This is a genomic window from Amycolatopsis sp. NPDC114504, from assembly GCF_055633595.1.
Map to the genome: position 1 here is coordinate 166,399 of NZ_JBVKDU010000001.1, position 18,078 is coordinate 184,476.

At 72.2% G+C, this 18,078-nt stretch carries 16 protein-coding genes; 6 read left to right on the forward strand and 10 right to left on the reverse strand.

Annotation, left to right across the window (positions count from 1 at the left end; translation table 11 throughout):
* Positions 1-94: 94 nt before the first annotated feature.
* Positions 95-2,026 carry a DNA/RNA non-specific endonuclease gene (locus tag ACZ7PG_RS00870; RefSeq protein WP_470237003.1) on the forward strand — a complete coding sequence of 644 codons (1,932 nt, stop codon included), beginning with the start codon at positions 95-97 and terminating at the stop codon, positions 2,024-2,026.
* Here the strand turns inward: ACZ7PG_RS00870 and ACZ7PG_RS00875 are convergent.
* Positions 2,021-2,839: a DUF427 domain-containing protein gene (locus ACZ7PG_RS00875; protein WP_470237004.1), complete on the reverse strand. Its 819-nt coding sequence runs from the start codon at positions 2,837-2,839 to the stop codon at positions 2,021-2,023. The two genes, ACZ7PG_RS00870 and ACZ7PG_RS00875, sit on opposite strands and share 6 nt — an antisense overlap.
* 64 nt (positions 2,840-2,903) lie before the next feature.
* Positions 2,904-4,415: an FAD-dependent monooxygenase gene (locus ACZ7PG_RS00880; RefSeq protein ID WP_470237005.1), complete on the reverse strand. Its 1,512-nt coding sequence runs from the start codon at positions 4,413-4,415 to the stop codon at positions 2,904-2,906.
* A 101-nt stretch (positions 4,416-4,516) separates the two neighbouring features.
* On the opposite strand from ACZ7PG_RS00880, the gene ACZ7PG_RS00885 reads away from it, so the two are divergent.
* Complete coding sequence (locus ACZ7PG_RS00885) at positions 4,517-5,239, forward strand: TetR/AcrR family transcriptional regulator (RefSeq protein ID WP_470237006.1); 723 nt, start codon at positions 4,517-4,519, stop codon at positions 5,237-5,239.
* A gap of 317 nt (positions 5,240-5,556) precedes the next feature.
* Here ACZ7PG_RS00885 and ACZ7PG_RS00890 read toward each other — a convergent pair whose 3' ends face one another.
* The gene (locus ACZ7PG_RS00890; RefSeq protein ID WP_470237007.1) at positions 5,557-6,225 is read right to left on the reverse strand and encodes a GntR family transcriptional regulator; all 669 of its coding nucleotides are present in this window, start codon (positions 6,223-6,225) and stop codon (positions 5,557-5,559) included.
* Between the two features lie 22 nt (positions 6,226-6,247).
* Between ACZ7PG_RS00890 and ACZ7PG_RS00895 the strand changes: the two genes are divergently transcribed.
* Complete coding sequence (locus tag ACZ7PG_RS00895) at positions 6,248-6,664, forward strand: VOC family protein (protein ID WP_470237008.1); 417 nt, start codon at positions 6,248-6,250, stop codon at positions 6,662-6,664.
* Here ACZ7PG_RS00895 and ACZ7PG_RS00900 read toward each other — a convergent pair.
* Entirely contained in the window at positions 6,644-7,633 is a 990-nt protein-coding gene (locus ACZ7PG_RS00900; protein ID WP_470237009.1) for a TerC/Alx family metal homeostasis membrane protein, read from the reverse strand. The genes ACZ7PG_RS00895 and ACZ7PG_RS00900 overlap by 21 nt on opposite strands.
* A gap of 78 nt (positions 7,634-7,711) precedes the next feature.
* On the reverse strand, positions 7,712-8,386 hold the full coding sequence (locus ACZ7PG_RS00905; protein WP_470237010.1) for a TetR/AcrR family transcriptional regulator: 675 nt from the start codon (positions 8,384-8,386) through the stop codon (positions 7,712-7,714).
* 83 nt (positions 8,387-8,469) lie between these two features.
* Between ACZ7PG_RS00905 and ACZ7PG_RS00910 the strand changes: the two genes are divergently transcribed.
* From ACZ7PG_RS00910 to ACZ7PG_RS00920, 3 genes are all read left to right on the forward strand, one after another.
* Positions 8,470-9,213: a sigma-70 family RNA polymerase sigma factor gene (locus ACZ7PG_RS00910; protein ID WP_470237011.1), complete on the forward strand. Its 744-nt coding sequence runs from the start codon at positions 8,470-8,472 to the stop codon at positions 9,211-9,213.
* A gap of 288 nt (positions 9,214-9,501) precedes the next feature.
* Positions 9,502-10,674: a GAF domain-containing protein gene (locus ACZ7PG_RS00915; protein WP_470237012.1), complete on the forward strand. Its 1,173-nt coding sequence runs from the start codon at positions 9,502-9,504 to the stop codon at positions 10,672-10,674.
* An 88-nt stretch (positions 10,675-10,762) separates the two neighbouring features.
* Positions 10,763-12,577 carry a flavin-containing monooxygenase gene (locus ACZ7PG_RS00920; protein ID WP_470237013.1) on the forward strand — a complete coding sequence of 605 codons (1,815 nt, stop codon included), beginning with the start codon at positions 10,763-10,765 and terminating at the stop codon, positions 12,575-12,577.
* On the opposite strand, the gene ACZ7PG_RS00925 is transcribed toward ACZ7PG_RS00920, so the two are convergent.
* Genes ACZ7PG_RS00925 through ACZ7PG_RS00945 form a run of 5 tightly spaced genes read right to left on the reverse strand, consistent with a single transcriptional unit; the run spans position 12,574 to position 18,047 of the window.
* Complete coding sequence (locus ACZ7PG_RS00925) at positions 12,574-13,611, reverse strand: acyl-CoA dehydrogenase family protein (protein WP_470237014.1); 1,038 nt, start codon at positions 13,609-13,611, stop codon at positions 12,574-12,576. The two genes, ACZ7PG_RS00920 and ACZ7PG_RS00925, sit on opposite strands and share 4 nt — an antisense overlap.
* Complete coding sequence (locus tag ACZ7PG_RS00930) at positions 13,608-14,543, reverse strand: acyl-CoA dehydrogenase family protein (RefSeq protein WP_470237015.1); 936 nt, start codon at positions 14,541-14,543, stop codon at positions 13,608-13,610. Before ACZ7PG_RS00930 ends, ACZ7PG_RS00925 begins: the two co-directional genes overlap by 4 nt.
* On the reverse strand, positions 14,540-15,670 hold the full coding sequence (locus tag ACZ7PG_RS00935; RefSeq protein WP_470237016.1) for an acyl-CoA dehydrogenase family protein: 1,131 nt from the start codon (positions 15,668-15,670) through the stop codon (positions 14,540-14,542). Before ACZ7PG_RS00935 ends, ACZ7PG_RS00930 begins: the two co-directional genes overlap by 4 nt.
* The gene (locus ACZ7PG_RS00940; protein WP_470237017.1) at positions 15,670-16,518 is read right to left on the reverse strand and encodes an enoyl-CoA hydratase; all 849 of its coding nucleotides are present in this window, start codon (positions 16,516-16,518) and stop codon (positions 15,670-15,672) included. Before ACZ7PG_RS00940 ends, ACZ7PG_RS00935 begins: the two co-directional genes overlap by 1 nt.
* The gene (locus ACZ7PG_RS00945) at positions 16,515-18,047 is read right to left on the reverse strand and encodes a FadD3 family acyl-CoA ligase (RefSeq protein ID WP_470237018.1); all 1,533 of its coding nucleotides are present in this window, start codon (positions 18,045-18,047) and stop codon (positions 16,515-16,517) included. The genes ACZ7PG_RS00940 and ACZ7PG_RS00945 overlap by 4 nt, the downstream gene beginning before the upstream one ends.
* Between the last annotated feature and the right edge of the window lie 31 nt (positions 18,048-18,078).

Here is an 18,078-nt window from a genome sequence, read left to right on the forward strand (position 1 = left end):
AACAATCTTCGCCGAATCGGCCGGAATCCTGTAACGCGTCCCGGCGAAACCCGACTTACGCCATGTTTCCGGCCGCCGGGGAGGCATCGTGGACGTGACGACGGACCGACAGTCCGAACAGGAGCGGGCCACGGCCGTGCGCGCCGCCGAGCGCACCGGCGAACGGCACGCGAAGATCGCCTTGCTGCGCAAGCCCGGCGGGATCGCCGAGGCCGACGAGCCCAGCCGTGTCGCCACCCGGATCGACCGGCTCGGCCGGTACTACCCCGACGTCCGGCCGGTGAACCCGGCGGCGATCGCGGCCGGCGACCCGGCGGCGATGACCGCCGCGGGCGCCATCCTCGAACGGATCGTGCTCACCGACGACCTGCTCGGCGTGGGGTACCTCGAAGGCGGCGTCACGGCGTCGGCCGCGATCGGCCGGGTCAACATCCGCGACGGCCGCGGCCGGCTCACCGGCTACGGCACCGGCTCGATGATCTCCCCGGATCTGCTGCTCACCAACCACCACGTGCTGCCGGACGCCGCGACGGCCGGGTCCAGTGTCATCGAGTTCGACTACCAGGACGGCGTCGACGGCCTGCCCCGGCCGGTGCGGGCGTTCGGGCTCGACCCGGACCGCTTCTTCGTCGCCGACGAGGACCTCGACTTCGCACTGGTGGCCGTCAGGGCGACCGCGGACGAACTGCGGCCCTTCGGGTTCAACCGGCTGATCGGCAGCGAGGGCAAGGCGATCGTCGGCGACTTCGTCACCATCATCCAGCACCCGCGCGGCGGCAAGAAACAGGTGGCGCTGCGCGAAAATCGGATCGTCGACGTCCTCGAGAAGTTCCTGCACTACGAAACCGACACCGAACCCGGGTCGTCGGGCTCGCCGGTGTTCAACGACCAGTGGGAGGTCGTGGCGCTGCACCACGCCAGCGTCCCGGCCGAGGGCCACGCGGAGTACGGCGGTTTCCTCAACGAGGGAATCCGCGTCAGCCGGCTGCTGGAGTTCCTGCACGGGCAGCGGTTCACCGCGGCGAAGCAGGCTCTGCTCGACCGGCTCGCCACCCGGCCCGAGCGCGGCACACCGGCCCGGCCCGACGGCGCTCCGCAGGTGCTGACGCTGACGATGCCCGTCGACATCCGGCTGCGCGCCGAACCGCCCACGGCGCCGGAGACCATCCGGATCGACCCGGACTACTCGAACCGCGAGGGCTATGACCCGGACTTCCTGCCCGGGCACACCGTGCCGCTGCCGGTTCTGTCCGACGCGCTCGCGGCGCTGGCGGCGACCAACCGGCAGGCGACGGCCGAGCCGCGGTACGTCCTGCCGTACCACCACTTCAGCGTCGTCATGAACAAGGTGCGGCGCCTGGCGTTCTTCACGGCCGTCAACATCGACGGGCGCACCAGCCAGTCCCTGCGCCGCGAGACCGACCGCTGGTCGCTCGACCCGCGCGTGGACGCCGGCGAGCAGGTCGGCGAGGAGATCTACCGGGCCAACCCGCTCGACCGCGGGCACCTGGTCCGCCGCCTCGACCCGGCGTGGGGCGCGACGGCCGCCATCGCGCAGCTCGGCAACGACGACACGTTCCACTTCACGAACTGCTCGCCGCAGCACGAGGACTTCAACCAGAACAAGACGACGTGGGCCGGGCTCGAGGACTACGTGCTCAACAACGCGGACAACGCCGACCTGAAGGTCACGGTGGTGACCGGCCCGGTGCTCGCCGAGGACGACGACCGCTACCGCGGGGTGCAGCTGCCGCGCCAGTTCTGGAAGGTCGTCGCGATGGTCAAGGCCGACGGCACCCTCTCGGCGACGGCGTACCTGCTGAGCCAGGAGGAGCTCATCCACGGGCTCGAGTCGTCGGGTGAGTTCGACTACGGCGCGTATCGGACGTACCAGGTGCCGGTGCGCCGGATCGCCGACTTGACCGGCCTGTCGTTCGGCGCTCTTCCGGACGCCGATCCGTTGGAGCGCTTGGAGTCGACCGGCGCCGCGCGGGAGATCGGGAGCGCGGATGACCTGCTGCTATGACCACGGCGTCACGGGACGCGGCAGACGCTCGCCGTCCAGGACGACGTCCACGCGTTCGGTGAGGAAGGCGATGTACCCGGCGATGTCCCGCGCGTCGGACAGCGGCTCGTCGTAGGTCCAGGCGAGATCGCGGTGCGCGCCGACCGACCAGTAGCTCGCGTGGCCCTTGTAGGCGCAGGTGGTGCGCGTGTCCGACGGCGTGAGCAGGTCCATCCGGACGTCTTCGCGCGGCAGGTAGTAGCGGGTGGTGATGCCGGTTTCGAACAGCAGGCGGGGCGTGGCCGAGTCGGCCACGACGACGCCGTCCACCTCGATCCGCACCCGGCTGTCACTGCGCCGGACGTCGATGCGCGCGAACGGGTCCCGCGGGTGGCCGACGATCGGTTCGGCCTCCTCGAGCCACTCGTCGAAGGCCGCGAAGTCGAGGACGACGTGCTGCGCCAGGTCGTCGTCGGCGAAACGGAAGCCCGCGCCCGGCAAGGTCACGCCGTCGCCGTCGAGGGTCAGCGGCTCGCCCGGGCAGGTGTGCACGGCGAAGGCGGTCCGCGGGTCGAGGACCGGCGGGCCGCCTTCGGCGAGCTGGACCGGGTGTTCCGGCGCCGACGCGTCGTCCGACGAGGTCAGCGTCGCGCGGAGGTCCGGCAGGGGGAAGGCGTAGGACGGGACAACCCTCTTCGGTTCCCAGACCAGCACCGCCCGCCGCGAGTCGGCGAACGTCCGTCCACCCGCGACGGCGCGGACGCGCTTGGCCACCGGTTCGTACCGCAGTTCGGCGAGGTCACCGGTGAACCGCGCGCCCATGCGTGTCGCCATGGGTCCCACGATCCGCGCCGGCAGGCGGTGCCGTCAACACCCGCCCGCGCCACGCGCGGTGGGCTTACCCGGCCGGGCCGAGCCAGGTCGTCATCGCCTCGCGGAGGTCCTGCTCATCCAGGTCGCCGACCGAAGCCCACGCCAGGTAGCCGTCCGGGCGGACCAGCGCCGTCAGCCGCTGGTCCGGGAACGCCAACGGCCGCGCCGTCTCCACGCGGACGCGGCTCCCCCACTCCGCCGCCACCGGCGTCGCTGCGGTGTCCGCGTCCAGCAGCACCGCGCGGCCGTCGCGGAACCGGGTCGCCAACGTCGTTCCGTCGTCCAGGGCCAGGTCCGGCACCCGGTGGCCGATCAGCGGGAAGTCGCCCGGGATGTCGTAGTGCTGCCAGCCGCCGCCGATGCTCGAGACCACGTGGGTCGCGCCGTCCGGCGTGTCGAGCAGGTCGGCCAGCACCCCGTACAACGCCTCGGCCCGGGGTCCGCGCGAGGCAGTCAGCGCCGTCTGCGCCATGCTCCACCGCTGCACCCACGCGCCGATCGGGTGCCGTTCCGGCGTGTAGGTGTCCACAAGGGACTCCGGGGCGAGGCCACGCGCGACGAGCGCGAGCTTCCACCCGAGGTTGACCGCGTCCCCGATCCCCAGGTTGAGGCCCTGCCCGCCCGCGGGCGAGTGCACATGGGCGGCGTCGCCGCAGAGCAGCACCCGGCCGCGCCGGTAGGTCGGGGCCTGCCGGGTGGTGTCCGCGTACCGCGTGCCGACGTGCACGCGCGTGACCGCGACGTCGGTGCCGCTGACCCGGCGCAGGCTGGCCTGCATCTCCGCCGCCGTCACGGGCGTGTCCCGGTCGGCGGACACCTCGTACTCGACGGTGTGCACGCGCGGCGGCCCGTCGCCGTCGGCCCAGCCGCCGACGACGTACGAGCCGTGGTCGCCGTGCTGCCAGCCGCCCGCGACGAGCTTGTCCGGCGCGTCGAGGTCGACGACCGCCTGCCGGCCGGTGAAGACGGGATCCACGCCCGGGAACTCGAACCCGGCCAGGCGACGCACGATGCTGCGCCCGCCGTCGGCGCCGACCAGCCAGCGGGCCCGGACCTCACCCTGTCCGGTGTGGACGGTCACGCCGTCGTCGTCCTCGGCGAACCTGGTCAGCGCGACGCCGCGCCGGACCTCGACGTCCGCCCACGCAAGGAAGATCTCCTCCAGGTCGGCCTGGCTGATGACGCCCGCGCCGAAGAACTCGTCGCCCGGCCCCGGCGGCTTCAGCCGGTCGGCCCGGATGCCGATCCCGGCGAAGTGCCCGACGAAGACGTCCCCCGCTCGGTCTCCGGGCGGCGGCAGCGTGCCCGGGCCGACCCACATCGCCGCGGCGCGTTCGACGGCGGGCAGCAGGCCACGCAGGTGCAGCGCGTGTACCGACGGCGTGTTGAGCGCCCGCGCGCCCATCGAGCCGAAGCGCGCCGGCGGTGTCTCGGTCTCGCGCTCCAGGACCAGCACCCGGGCGCCGCCCAGCCGCAGCTCGCCCGCCAGCAGCAGGCCGACCGGGCCGCCGCCGGCCACCACCACGTCGAAGTCCATCTTTCGCCCCCAAAACCCGGAACAGCGTGCTCAGTAAGTGCCACGGTAGCGAACTGGGTACAGTGTTCGCAATAAGTTCGCGACAACGTGGGAGGTGTGCGGTGCCGGCGAACGACCAGCCACCGCTCTGGCTGCGTCCCGAGCACGGCACCCGCGGCCCGAAGCCCGCCCACAGCCGGCGCGACGTCGCCCTCGCGGCGATCCGGATCGCCGACGCCGAAGGCCTCGACGCCGTCTCGATGCGCCGCGTCGCGGCCGAGCTCGGCGCCGGCACGACGTCGCTCTACCGGTACGTGTCCAAAAAGGACGAGGTGCTGGAGCTGATGGGCGACGAGGTGATGGCCGAGCTGCAAGAGACGACCCTGCCCACCGGCTGGCGCGACGGCCTCCGCGCGATCGCTTGCTTGTTGCGCGAAGTCGGTCTGCGACACCCGTGGCTCCCGACGGTGGCGGCGGGCCGCGCGATCCACGGCCCCCACAGTCTCCGTTGGCGCGAGCGCACGCTGTCGGCGTTCGACGGAATGGACCTCGGCACCGACGAGATGCTCGCCGCGCTGGGCACGCTGTCGGCGTTCGTCCTCGGCCACGTGATGAGCGAGCTGGCCGACCAGGAGGCGGCCCGGCGTTCGGGACTCAGCCACGACCAGTGGATGGAGCGAGAGGGCGAGTACGGCCCGATGATCATGAACAGCGGCGAGTACCCGCGTTTCACGCGGGTGATGATCGAGGCTGAACTGCCGCACGCGGCGGACCGCCAGGACCGGGGTTTCGAGGCTGGGCTGGACCGGGTGCTGGCCGGGATCGCCGCCCACCTGCCGGGCTGAACCGCGCGGAGTCCCGCAAGGCCGACCCCGCCGGTTTCAGACGCAGGACGCACGCACTGGGCCGGCAGGCTTGGCGGCCGGACGCTCGCACCAGCCCGACTCGGCGGCCGGAGGTCACGCGGCCCCGACTCGACCACAAGACTTCACGCCGCCCCGGCCCGGCCACCGGACGATCGCAGCAGCGCAAGCCGGCCCGCCGCAACCCGGCTCGACCACAAGAATTCACGCCACCCCAGCTCGGCCACCGGGCGATCGCACTAGCCCAGCACTGCCCGGCCAACCCCGGCCCGGCCGCCGGATGTCGCGCCGCGACGACCTCACTCCTCGGCGAGGCCCGGCGACGGCCGTCCGGTGAGGATGTCGAACGCGTGCTGCCGGTGCGTCGCGAACAGCTCCAGAGCCGCCTCCCGGTCGCCCGCCCGGAGTGCGTCGGCCAGCCGGCGGTGTTCGGCGGGAATGCCCGTCAGATAACCGTCGGTGTCGACGCCGATGCGGGTCAGCAGGAACAAGTGGACCTGGGACCGGATCGCCAGCCACGCCTCACCCAAACGCCGGTGCCCGGCCGCTTCGTAGATCGCATCGTGGAACTCCAAGTCGCGGCGGACCATCTCGTACGCGTCGGCTGCCCGTTCCATGCGCGCCACGGCAGCGTCGACCGCGTCCAGGCCGGGAGCGCGGTCGATCACCAGCCCCACCGCGAGCTGCTCCAGCGCCGCCCGCAGGCTGTCCAGCTCGACGACGTCCACTTCGGACAGTGACGTCACCGTCGTCCCCCGGTGCCACTCGCTGCGGACGAGCCCTTCGCGGTCCAGCTTGAGCAGCGCCTCGCGCACCGGTCCGCGGCTGACGCCCAGCGCGTTCGCCAGCTCGACCTCGCGCAGCTGGCTGCCGGGCGCGTACGCGCCGTCGAAGATCGCGTCGCGGATGCGGTCGGCGACCTCGTCGGCGAGCCCGCGCCGGCGGGCGGGGGCCACTTGAGCACTCATGTCGTAATGTTAACATCATGACATGACCATCCCCCGCTTCCACCTAGCCATGCCGGTCGACGACCTCACCGCCGCCTGCCACTTCTACGGCGAGGTCCTCGGCCTCGCCCAGGGCCGCAGCGCCGACACCTGGGTCGACTGGAACCTGCACGGCCACCAGTTCGTCACGCACCTCGCGCCGGAGCGACCCCAGCGCGTCCACAACCCCGTCGACGGCCACGACGTTCCGGTGCCGCACTTCGGCCTGATCCTCGAGGTCGACGCGTTCAAGGCACTTGCCGAACGGCTGCGCGCGGCGGGAACGGAGTTCGTGATCGAGCCGTACGTCCGCTTCGAAGGCCAAGCCGGCGAACAGTGGACGATGTTCCTGCTCGACCCCGCCGGGAACGCCCTGGAGTTCAAAGCCTTCGCCGACGACTCACAGGTCTTCGCGGTCTGACGCCCCTCGCAACGATCCCGGGTGCGCCTTCGCGGCCGGGTCGCGCCGGGTCTTGAGCAGGCTGGCGACCGTCACGACCACCAGGACGCCGATGATCACCGCCAGGCTCACCGGCGTGGCGATCTCCGGGACGCGCTCGTCGAGGTCGACGTGCGCCCAGTGCAGGATCAGCTTCACCCCGATGAACGCGAGGATCACCGCGAGCCCGGCCGAGAGGTACACGAGCCGGTCGAGCAGGCCCTTCACCAGGAAGTACAGGGCCCGCAGGCCGAGCAGCGCGAACGCGTTCGCGGCGAACACGACGTACGGCTCCTCGGTGACGCCGAAGACCGCCGGGATCGAGTCGAGGGCGAACAGGAGGTCGACGCCGCCGATCGCGACCAGGACCACCACCAGCGGGGTCACCATCCGGCGGCCGCCGGCGCGGGTGAGCAGCCGGCCGCCGTCGTAGGCGTCGGAGACCGGCAGGATCCGCTTGGCCGTCCGGACCACGACGTTGTGCTCGATGTCGGGGTCGGCGTCGCGGTGCCGGAACAGCTGCACGCCGGTGTAGATCAGCAGCAGCCCGAAGAGCAGGAACATGAACGAGAACAGCGCGAGGAGCGTCGCGCCGAGGACGATGAAGATCCCTCGCATCACCAGCGCGAGGATGATCCCGAACGTGAGCACCTTGTGCTGGTGCTCCTCCGGGACGGCGAACGTCGTCATGATGATCACGAACACGAACAGGTTGTCGACCGAGAGGCTCTTCTCGACGATGTACCCGGCGAAGTACTCGGTGCCGAGCTCGCCACCGTGGGCCATGGTCAGCCAGACGCCGAACGCCACCGCGACGAGGATGTAACCCACCGACCACGCGACGGCTTCGGCGAACCCGACCCGGTGCGGCCGGAGCGCGGCGAGCACGAGGTCGACCGCGAGCAGCGCCAGCACGACGCCGATGGTGACCACCCAGGTGCCGACGCCCATCCGCTCCCCCGCTCCCGTGTTTGCCGCGATCGTAAGGGCCGGGCCGCGAGCGCGCACCAGGAGTCCACTGTGGACGGCTCAGCCGAGGTTCGCCGCCGCCAGCTCGGTGTGCGGGTCGAGCTCGAGGCCGCCGGCGCGCAGGGTGTCGTCGACGATCCGCCAGACCCAGCGCGCCAGCAGCGCCGCCAGCTCGGCGCGGTCGACGCCGCGCGGGTTCTCGAGCCAGCGCGAAGTGCTCGACTCCACCAGGCCGACCAGCCCGTAGGCGACCGCTTCGCAGACGCGGGTGTCCACTCCGAACAGTCCGAGGTAGTGCTCGAACACGATCGTCAGCTGCCGGGCGATCGCGGACTTGCCGTCGGCGAAGACGTCGGGGGCGCCGTCGATCGCGTGCCGGGTCAGGTAGCGGTAGAGCGAGCCGTGCTCGGCCAGCCAGCGGGTGTGCGCGCCGATCGCCGTCCGGATCAGGTCCATCGGCGTGCCGCTCGGGTTCCACAGCGGCGCGAACTCCGCAGTGATCAGCTCCGCGACCCGGACGGCGATCGCGTGCTGCAGGTCGGCGGCGCCGTCGAAGTGCCGGTAGAGGCGCGTGCGGGCGACGCCGGCTTCGTCGGCGATCTGCTCGGTGGACACCTCGGGCCCGTGCCGCGCGATCGCGCGCAGGCCCGCTTCGACGAATTCACGCCGACGGCGGTCGCGCTGACCGGCCCACCGGGCGGCGCGGCCGTCGGGCGGGCGGTCCGTCGACGTCATCGGCCGGAGTGTACCGGCGGGCCGCTATGGCGTACGATGCCGTACCTCTTACTTTGGGTGCCAGCGGGTCGCGGAGAGTGACGATGAGGAACGCCGACGAGGAGCCGCCGGACGCCGTGCTGCTCGCTTCCCTCCGCGCCGGTGACCTCGACGCGGGCGGCGCCCTGTTCCGCCGGCACGCCGAACCGTTGCGCCGCACCGCGGCGGCGTGGGCGAGGCAGCCCGCGGAGCGCGACGACCTGGTGGCCGAGACGTTCGCCCGTGTGCTGGCCGTCGTGCACGCGGGCGGCGGGCCGGACGGCGACCTGCGGCCGTACCTCGTGGTGACGCTGCGGAACCTGGTCTCGCGGTGGGGCCGGCAGCGCAGCCGGGTCGAGCTGTGCGAGACGGTCCCCGAGACGCTGTCGAGCGGCGCCGACGAGCTGGCCCTGCACCGGTCGAACGAGAAGCTCGTGTGGTCGGCGTACTGCACGCTGCCCGGCCGGTGGCGGACGGTGCTCTGGCGGACCGAGGCCGAGGGCGACACGCCGACGGAGGCGGCGCCGCTGCTGGGCCTGACGCCGAACAGCGTGTCGGCGCTGGCGATGCGGGCGCGGGAGGGGTTGCGTCAGGCGTACCTGCAGGTCCAGGTGCCCGACGCCGAGGAACCGATCTGCCGCGAGCCCCGCCGTCGCATGGGGGCGTGGGTCCGGGGAGCGTTGTCCCCGCGCCGGGCGAGCGTGGTGGCCGACCACATCGCGGGCTGCGGCTCGTGCCGCACGGTCGCCACGGGCCTGGACGAGGCCAACCGCGAGCTCCCCGGCGCGGCGGCCCGCCTCACCGGCTGACGCCGCAGGCGGGCTCGGCCGCCGTGTCGTCCGCCCAGACACGCGTGTCGTCCGCCCAAGCCCACGTGTCGGCCGCCCATGCACGCGTCGTCCGTGCAGGCACGCGAGTCGGCCGCTCAGGCGCACGTGTCGCTCGCCCAAGCACGCGTGTCGTCCAGCGAGGTACGCGAGTCGTCCAGCGGGGTACGCGTGTCGTCCACCCAGGTACTCGGGTCCTCCGGAGGTTGCGGGAAGGTTGCCCCACCCCCACTCCCCCGGGTTACCGTGATGCCGGCCCAGGAGGTGGCGGTGGACGACGATGTCTGCGCGGTCCGGCCCGGCACCGATGTCGCCGGGCATGCTCGGCTGCTCGCCGGTATCCACGATGCCGTCCTCGCCGGGCGGGCGCCTCGGACCGCTCCGCGACGGCTCGTCGAACGCTCGTGGCGCCGGGTTGCCGCGCAAGGCGTCGATCCCGATCGGCCGCCCGCGCCCGACCCCCTGAACACCGCCGAGGTCGAACGGCGGCGGACCGGCTGCCGGATCGGTGAAGTCCTCCCCGAACTCCGCGGTGCGCTGACGTCGGTCGCCGAGGACGCGCATCACCTGATGGTCGTCACCGATGCCGACGGCGTCGTCCTCTGGCGCGAGGGCGCGCGCGGCGTGCGACACCGGGCCGACTCGCTCGGCTTCACCGAGGGTGCCACCTGGTCGGAGCCCGCCATCGGCAGCAACGCGATCGGGACGGCGCTGGCCGAAGCCGCCCCCGTGCAGATGTTCGCCGCCGAGCACTTCGTGCGCTCGCACCACGCCTGGGCCTGCACCGCCTACCCCGTGCACGACCCGCGGACCGGCGAGCTGCTCGGGATCGTCGACGTCAGCGGGCCGGCCGAGACCGTCCACCCGATGACCGTCGCCCTGGTCGGGACGTCGGTGCGGCTGGCCGAGGCCGTCCTGCGCCAACGGCACGAGATGCGGCTCGAAGCGCTGCGCCGGCTGTCCGGCCACCTGCTGAGCACGACCGGGCTCGTCGTCGACGACCACGGCTGGGTCGCCGCCCAGCGCGGCGTCTCCGGGATCGACCGCGTCGCCGCGCCCCGGCCCGGCGTGCCCGTCGCGGTCCGCGGTGTCGGGGCGTGCGAGCCCGAGCCGGTGCCCGGGGGCTGGCTGCTGCGGCCGAGCCACCGCGAAACCCTGCGGCTCACCCTCGAGCTCGACCCGCCGCGTGCGATCGTCGAAGGCTCGGCGCGGTGGACGCACCCGCTGGGACGGCGGCAGGCCGACCTGCTGCGGCTGATCGCGACCGCGGGCCCGGCCGGGGTGTCGGCGGCGCAGCTGTCGGAGACGCTCTACGGCGACCGCACGCACCTGGTGACCGTCCGGGCGGAGCTGTCGCGGCTGCGCAAGCTGGTCGGCGGGCTGCTGCTCGCCCGCCCGTACCGGATCGCGCCCGGCGTCGAAGTCGTGCTGATGCAACCTTGAGGCAACCCTTCCGCCGACCCCGCCCGCCGGGGTTGGCTGCCGGGAACGCGCCGCCGACGACGACGGTGCCCGAGACGGGGAGGTCCGCATGACCCAGACCCTCGAACCGGCCGCGGCCGTCGATGCCCGGCAGCGCGTCGAAGGCTGGCTCGCCGACTTCGAGGCCGCGCTCGCGGCCCGGGACGCCGACCGGGCCGCCGCCCTCTTCGCGACGACGTCGTTCTGGCGCGACCTGATCGCGTTCACCTGGAACCTCAAGACCGTCGAGAACCGTGACGGCGTCAAGGACCTGCTCCTCGCGACGATGGACACCGCCGACGCGACCGGCTTCCACGCCACCGAGGAGCCGACCGAAGCGAACGGGATCGTCGAGGCGTGGATCGGGTTCGAGACGGCGGCCGGCCGCGGGCGCGGGCACCTGCGGCTGAACGACGAAGGCGCGTTCACCTTCCTCACGACGCTCTACGAGCTGAAGGGCCACGAGGAGCCACTCGGCACGACCCGGCCGAAGGGCGCCGAGCACGGCGTCAACCGCGAGCGCGTCACGTGGTCCGAAGCGCGGCAGGCGGAAGCGGACGAACTGGGCACCACACGGCAGCCGTACGTCGTCGTCATCGGCGGCGGCCAGGGCGGGATCGCGCTCGGCGCCCGGCTGCGCCAGCTCGGCGTGGACCACGTCGTCGTCGACCGGTACGCGCGCCCGGGCGACCAGTGGCGCGGCCGGTACAAGTCGCTGTGCCTGCACGACCCCGTCTGGTACGACCACCTGCCCTACCTCGACTTCCCCCGCACCTGGCCGGTCTTCGCGCCCAAGGACAAGATCGCCGACTGGCTCGAGATGTACACGAAGGTCATGGAGGTCAACTACTGGTCGTCGACGACCTGCCAAAGCGCCTCCTACGACGAAGAAGCGAAGGAATGGACAGTCGTCCTCGACCGCGACGGCGAAGAAGTCACCCTCAAGCCGAAGCACCTGGTATTGGCGACCGGTATGTCGGGCAAGCCGAACGTGCCCGAACTGCCGGGCCAGGACCGCTTCCGCGGCGAGCAGCACCACAGCTCGAAACACCCCGGGCCGGACGCCTACCGCGGCAAGAAGGCCGTGATCGTCGGCTCCAACAACTCCGCCTTCGACATCTGCGGCGCCCTGTGGGAAGCCGGCGCCGACGTCACCATGATCCAGCGCAGCTCGACGCACATCGTGAAGTCGGACTCGCTGATGGACCTCGGGCTCGGTGACCTGTACTCGGAACGCGCGCTCGCCGCGGGGATGACGACGCAGAAGGCCGACCTGACGTTCGCCTCGCTCCCCTACCGGATCATGCACACCTTCCAGCAGCCGGTGTACGCCGCGATCAAAGAACGCGACCAGGAGTTCTACGACCGCCTCGAAGCCGCCGGCTTCCGGCACGACTGGGGCGACGACGACTCCGGCCTCTTCATGAAGTACCTGCGGCGCGGGTCGGGCTACTACATCGACGTCGGTTCGGCGGACCTGGTGGCCGACGGCCAGGTCAAGCTCGCCCACGGCCAGGTCACCGAGCTGACCGAGACGTCGGTGAAGCTCGACGACGGCACCGAGCTGGAAGCCGACCTCGTCGTCTACGCGACCGGCTACGGCTCGATGAACGGCTGGGCCGCCGACCTGATCAGCCAGGAGGTCGCGGACAAGGTCGGCAAGGTCTGGGGCCTGGGCTCGGAGACGACGAAGGACCCGGGCCCGTGGGAGGGCGAGCAGCGGAACATGTGGAAGCCCACCCAGCAGGACGGGCTGTGGTTCCACGGCGGGAACCTGCACCAGTCCCGGCACTACTCGCTCTACCTGGCGCTGCAGCTGAAGGCCCGCGCGGAAGGCATCCCGACGCCGGTCTACGGGCTGCAGGAGCGGCACCACCTGTCCTAGGAACCGAGCGCGCTCGCGGGATCGCCGAACAGCCACGCGGTCCCGTGGGCGCGCTTGAAGTACAGGTGCGCGTCGTGCTCCCACGTGATCGCGATGCCGCCGTGGAGCTGGACCATCTCCGCCGCCGCGTGGGAAAACGCTTCGCTGCACACGACTTTCGCGGTCGTCACGGCTTCGGCGTCACCGTCCACGAGTGCCGCGTACAGCGCCGAGCGGGCCGCCTCGACGTGGACGTGCACGTCGGCCATCCGGTGCTTCAGCGCCTGGAACGACCCGAGCGCCCGGCCGAACTGCTTGCGTTGCTTCGTGTACTCCACCGTCAGTTCCAGCGCGCGGGCCGCCGCGCCGACCTGTTCGGCGGCGACGGCGACGACCGCCGTGTCGCGCAGTTTCCCCAGGTCGAAGCCGTCGGCGTCGAGGCGCCGCGCCGGGGTCGACGCGCACTCCACCACCGCCAGCCGACGGGTCGGGTCCAGGGTCGTGACGCGCTCCCGGCGGACGCCGGCGAGGGGCACCTCGAACAGGCCGGCGCCGTCGGACGTCCGGGCCACGGCCAGCAGGACGTCGGCGAGGTCACCGTCGAGGACGTAGTGGGCGCGGCCGTCGAGGCCGGTGTCCGACGCGGTCAAGCCCGGCGACCAGGCTTCGTCGGCCCAGGCCAGCGCGGCGAGGGTCGTGCCGGCGGCGATGCCCGGCAGCAGCCGCTCGCAGGCTTCGTCATTTCCGGCGCCGAGTACCGCGAAGCCGCACAGCACCGCGGAGCCGAGCATCGGGGCGGGGGTGAGGGTGCGGCCCAGCTCCTCCAGGACCACGCACGCCTCGGCCAGGCCGGCGCCCGCGCCGCCGTGGTGTTCGGGGATCGCGAGGGCGGCGACGCCGATCTGCTCGCACAGCGTCGCCCAGAGCTTGTCGTCGTACCCGAGCGGCGACTCCATGGCCGCCCGCACGGCCTCCGGGCCCGAGCGGCGGGTCAGCAGGGACCGCACCGCGTCCCGCAGTGCTTGCGCTTCCTCGGTTTCCAGGGGGTCGGTCATCGCAGCCCCGCCAGGACGCGCGCGCGGTGGAACGACCCGGTTCCCCAGGCCCCGGCCAGTGCCCGCACCTTCGTCAGCCGCAGGCCGAGGTCGTGTTCGGCGGTGTAGCCGATGGCGCCGTGCACCTGGAGGGCGGTGCGTGCCGCGAGGTACGCGGCGTCGCCCGCCATGACCTTCGCCGCCGAGACGTCCCGGGCGAACGTGTCCCCGGCGACGGCCGCGCCGTACAGCAGCGGCCGGGCGAGTTCGAGCTGCGTCACGACGTCGGCCAGCAGGTGCTTGACCGCCTGGTATTCGCCGATGGCTCGGCCGTACTGACTGCGCTGCCGCGCGTAGGCGACGGAGGCGTCGAGGAGCCACTGGCCCGCGCCGAGCAGCTGCGCGGACACGGCCAGCACACCCCGGTCGAACGCGATCGGGTCGGCTGCGGTGGGCCGGGTGGTCCCGGTGATCCGGAACAGCCGCCGGGCCGGGTCGACCGACCGGATCAGCTCGGTCCCGACGTCGGTGACCTCGCCTTCGTTGAGGTCCAGGACCACTCCGGCGACGTCGGCGTCCAGGGCGAGCGGGACTTCCGGCGGCGAGACGACCGTCGCCAGGAGGTCACCGCCGGCGAGCGCGGCCAGCCGGTCGCCGGTCAGCACGGACGGCGCGACGGCGGCCGTCTCGACCAGCGGGCCGGGCACGGCGTGGTAGCCGAGCGCTTCGAAGGCGACCACGAGGTCGACCGCGGAACCGCCGAGCCCGCCGTGCTCCTCGTCGACCAGCAGCGCGGGGACGCCGAGGTCGGCCAGTGAGCGCAGCAGTTTCAGGCCGCGCTCGGGCGACCCCGCTGCCCACGCCCGCGCGACGGTCGCGGTGTCCGCGCCGCCCAGCAGGTCGTGCAGGGACGCGGAGAACTGGCGCTGTTCCGGGGACAGCTGGAACCTCATCGGCGCGCCTCCCTCGGCAGCTTCAGCAGCCGTTCGGCGATCGTGTTGCGCTGGATCTGGTCGGTGCCGCCGTAGATCGGGCCGGCGAGGGAGAACAGGTAGCCGTCGACCCAGTCCCGGTCGGTCTCGGCGGCCGGGCCGAGCACGTCCAGGGCCGTCTCGTGCAGCGAGACGTCCAGGTGCGACCAGAACAGCTTGTTCACACTGGACTCCGGACCCAGCTCACCACCGTCGGCGAGGCGGCTCACGGTGCCGAACGTGTAGAGCTGGTAGGCACGGGCGCCGATCCAGGCGTCGGCGACCCGGTCCTGAGTGGACGGTGGCGAGTCCTGCGCACGCCAGAGATCCACGAGCCGGGACGCCGCGGCGAGGAACCGGCCGGGGCTGCGCAGGGACAGGCCGCGCTCGTTGTTCGCCGTCGTCATCGCGACCCGCCAGCCCTGCCCCACCTCGCCGATCACGTCCTCGTCGGGCACGAAGACGTCGTCGAAGAAGATCTCCGCGAAGCCGGGTTCGCCGTCCAGCTGTGGGATCGGCCGGACCGTGACGCCGTCGGCACGCAGGTCGGCCATGAAGTAGGTCAAGCCGTGGTGGCGCTGCGCGTCCGGATCCGTGCGGAACAGCCCGAACGCGCGATCGGCGAAGGACGCCCGCGAACTCCACGTCTTCTGACCGGAAAGCCGCCAGCCACCATCGGTCCGCACCGCCGTGCTGCGCAACGCCGCGATGTCGCTGCCCGCCTCGGGTTCCGACCACGCCTGCGCCCACACTTCGTCGCCGCGGGCCATCGCGGGCAGGATCCGGTCACGCTGCTCCGGCGTGCCGTGGGCGAACAGCGTCGGGCCCAGCATGAAGATCCCGTTCTGGCTCACCCGGCCCGGCGCACCGGAGGCGTAGTACTCCTCCTCGAACAGCAGCCACTGCAGCATCGACGCGTCCCGGCCGTGGTACTCGCGCGGCCACGACACGACCGACCAGCGCGCTTCGGCGAGTTCGGCCTCCCACTCGCGGTGGGCCTCGAAGCCTTCGGCGGTGTCCATCGACGGCAACGTCCGCACATGCGAAGTCAGCCACGCGCGCGCTTCGTCGCGGAAGGCCGCGGACGCCTCGTCGATGTCGAGGTCCATCAAGCCCCCTTGTTCGCGTCGCGCATGGACCGCGCGGACTGCCCGCCGAGCGAGTCTTCCGACGTCTCCGCGTTGTGGGCGTGCGCGAGGTGGTGCAGCCCGAACACGGAGTCCATTCCGGACCGCAGGCCCATCAGGTCTTCGGCCTGGTTGACGGCCTTCTTCGCCAGCGCGAGCCCGAACTGCGGCATCCCGCCGATCTTCTCGGCGAGCTCCAGGGTGTGCTGCTCCAGCTCGGCGCGCGGGACGATCCGGGTGATCATCCCCCATTCCTTCGCCTGCTGGACGGTGAAGCGTTCACCGGTGAACAGCACTTCCTTCGCGGCGCGCGGCCCGAGCACCCACGGGTGCGCGAAGTACTCGACACCCGGAATGCCCATACGCACCACCGGGTCGGCGAAGAACGCGTCGTCGGACGCGACGATCAGGTCGCACACCCAGGCCAGCATCAGCCCGCCCGCGATGCAGGCGCCCTGGATGCTCGCGATCATCGGCTTCGGAATCTCGCGCCAGCGCCGGCACATGCCCAGGTAGACCTCGGATTCGCGGGCGAAGCGCTGGTCGCCGCCGGCGCGGTCGGTGTGGTCCCACCACAGCACCGAACGCCGGTCGAAACTGACGTCCACATCGCGTCCCGGGGTGCCGATGTCGTGCCCGGCGGAGAAGTGCTTGCCCGCCCCCGCCAGCACGATCACCTTGACCTCGGCGTCGTTCACCGCGCGCGCGAAGGCGTCGTCGAGGGCGTAGGTCATCGCCGAGTTCTGGGCGTTGCGGTAGTCGGGCCGGTTCATGGTGACCACGGCGACCGGCCCGCGGCGCTCGTAGCGGACGACGTCGGCTTCGCTCATGCCTTCTCCTCACTGAGCAGCCGCTTCAGCACCTTGCCGGAAGCGTTGCGGGGCAGCGCGTCCAGGAACGCGACGGACCGCGGGGTCTTGTAGTTGGCGAGCCGCTCGCGGCAGAACGCGAGGACGGCGTCTTCGGTCAGGCCGGTGCCGACGACGAAGGCCTTGCCGACCTCGCCGAGGCGCTCGTCCGGGACACCGATCACGGCGACGTCGCGGACACCCGCCAGCTCGGTCAGGGCGTGCTCGACCTCGGCCGGGTAGACGTTGAAGCCGCCGCAGATGTACATGTCTTTCAGCCGGCCGGTGAGCGTGAGGTTGCCCGCGTCGTCGAGCTCGCCGACGTCGCCGGTGTGCAGCCAGCCGTCGTCATCGATGGCTTTCGCGGTCGCTTCCGGTTCGTCCAGGTAGCCGAGCATCACGTTCGGGCCCCGCAGGACCACTTCGCCAGGCGACCCCTGGATCGCGACCTCGAACCCCGCGGTCGCGCGGCCGGACGTCTTCGCGACGAGCTCCGCGTCGTCGCCGGGGCGGCACATCGTCACGACCACCGCTTCGGTGAGGCCGTACGCGGTCAGGACGATGTCGAAGCCCAGCTCGGAGCGCATGCGCCGGACGAGCGACGCCGGCACGTCGGCGGCGCCGGTGACCGCGAGCCGCAGGGACGACACGTCCGGCCGGCGCTGTTCGTGCAGCAGGGACTGGAAGATCGTCGGCGCGCCCGGCAGCACCGAGATCCGTTCCCGTTCGATCACGTCCAGGGCGGCGCGCACGTCGAACACCGCCTGCGGCACGATCGTCGCGCCGGTCAGCAGGCCGACGACGATCCCGGCCTTGTAGCCGAAGCTGTGGAAGAACGGGTTGATCACCAGGTACCGGTCGTCGGCGGTGACCTGGCCGCAGTCCGCCCAGGCGGTGGCGACGCCGACCACCTGCCGGTGGGCCGACAGCACGCCCTTCGAGCGACCGGAGGTGCCCGAGGTGAACAGGATGTCGCTCACGTCGTCCGGCTCAACCGCGTCGGCGCGCGCCTCGGCTTCCTCGAGAGGCACCTTCTCGGCTTCCGCGAGGAACTCGTCCCAGCCGAGCGCGTCCCCGACCGGCCGGTGCGGCTGTTCGAGGGCGACCCGGACGACCGTGGCCAGGTCGGGCAGGTCCACGCCGGTCGCGACGATCGCCGCGTGGCGGTCGGTGCCGAGGAAGTCGGCCGCCACGACCAGGGCTTTCGCCCGGCTCCGGACCAGCAGGTCCACGGTCTCGGCGGCGGTGAACCGGGTGTTGACCGGCACCAGGGTCGCGCCCGCGTAGAGCGCGCCGAGCGCCGTCAGGACCCAGTGGTGGGTGTTGGGGAGCGTGATCGCGACGCGGTCGCCGCGCCGGAGACCGCGGGCGAGGAAGGCCCGCGCGACCGACTGAACACGTTCCAGAAGGTCGTCGAAACCGAGCCGGAGCGGGCCGTCGACCAGTGCCTCCGCCGAACCGAACTTCGCGGCGGCATCGCGGACGACGGCCGGGATCGTGGTCTGACCCACCACACCCTCCTCTGGACCGACAAACTAGAAC

Bases quoted from the DNA above. Each gene is read 5' to 3' on its own strand.
- ACZ7PG_RS00875 (WP_470237004.1), bottom strand. From the start codon at position 2,839: ATGGCGACACGCATGGGCGCGCGGTTCACCGGTGACCTCGCCGAACTG.
- ACZ7PG_RS00880 (WP_470237005.1), bottom strand. From the start codon at position 4,415: ATGGACTTCGACGTGGTGGTGGCCGGCGGCGGCCCGGTCGGCCTGCTG.
- ACZ7PG_RS00890 (WP_470237007.1), bottom strand. From the start codon at position 6,225: ATGAGTGCTCAAGTGGCCCCCGCCCGCCGGCGCGGGCTCGCCGACGAG.
- ACZ7PG_RS00895 (WP_470237008.1), top strand. From the start codon at position 6,248: ATGACCATCCCCCGCTTCCACCTAGCCATGCCGGTCGACGACCTCACC.
- ACZ7PG_RS00900 (WP_470237009.1), bottom strand. From the start codon at position 7,633: ATGGGCGTCGGCACCTGGGTGGTCACCATCGGCGTCGTGCTGGCGCTG.
- ACZ7PG_RS00905 (WP_470237010.1), bottom strand. From the start codon at position 8,386: ATGACGTCGACGGACCGCCCGCCCGACGGCCGCGCCGCCCGGTGGGCC.
- ACZ7PG_RS00910 (WP_470237011.1), top strand. From the start codon at position 8,470: ATGAGGAACGCCGACGAGGAGCCGCCGGACGCCGTGCTGCTCGCTTCC.
- ACZ7PG_RS00920 (WP_470237013.1), top strand. From the start codon at position 10,763: ATGACCCAGACCCTCGAACCGGCCGCGGCCGTCGATGCCCGGCAGCGC.
- ACZ7PG_RS00925 (WP_470237014.1), bottom strand. From the start codon at position 13,611: ATGACCGACCCCCTGGAAACCGAGGAAGCGCAAGCACTGCGGGACGCG.
- ACZ7PG_RS00930 (WP_470237015.1), bottom strand. From the start codon at position 14,543: ATGAGGTTCCAGCTGTCCCCGGAACAGCGCCAGTTCTCCGCGTCCCTG.
- ACZ7PG_RS00935 (WP_470237016.1), bottom strand. From the start codon at position 15,670: ATGGACCTCGACATCGACGAGGCGTCCGCGGCCTTCCGCGACGAAGCG.
- ACZ7PG_RS00940 (WP_470237017.1), bottom strand. From the start codon at position 16,518: ATGAGCGAAGCCGACGTCGTCCGCTACGAGCGCCGCGGGCCGGTCGCC.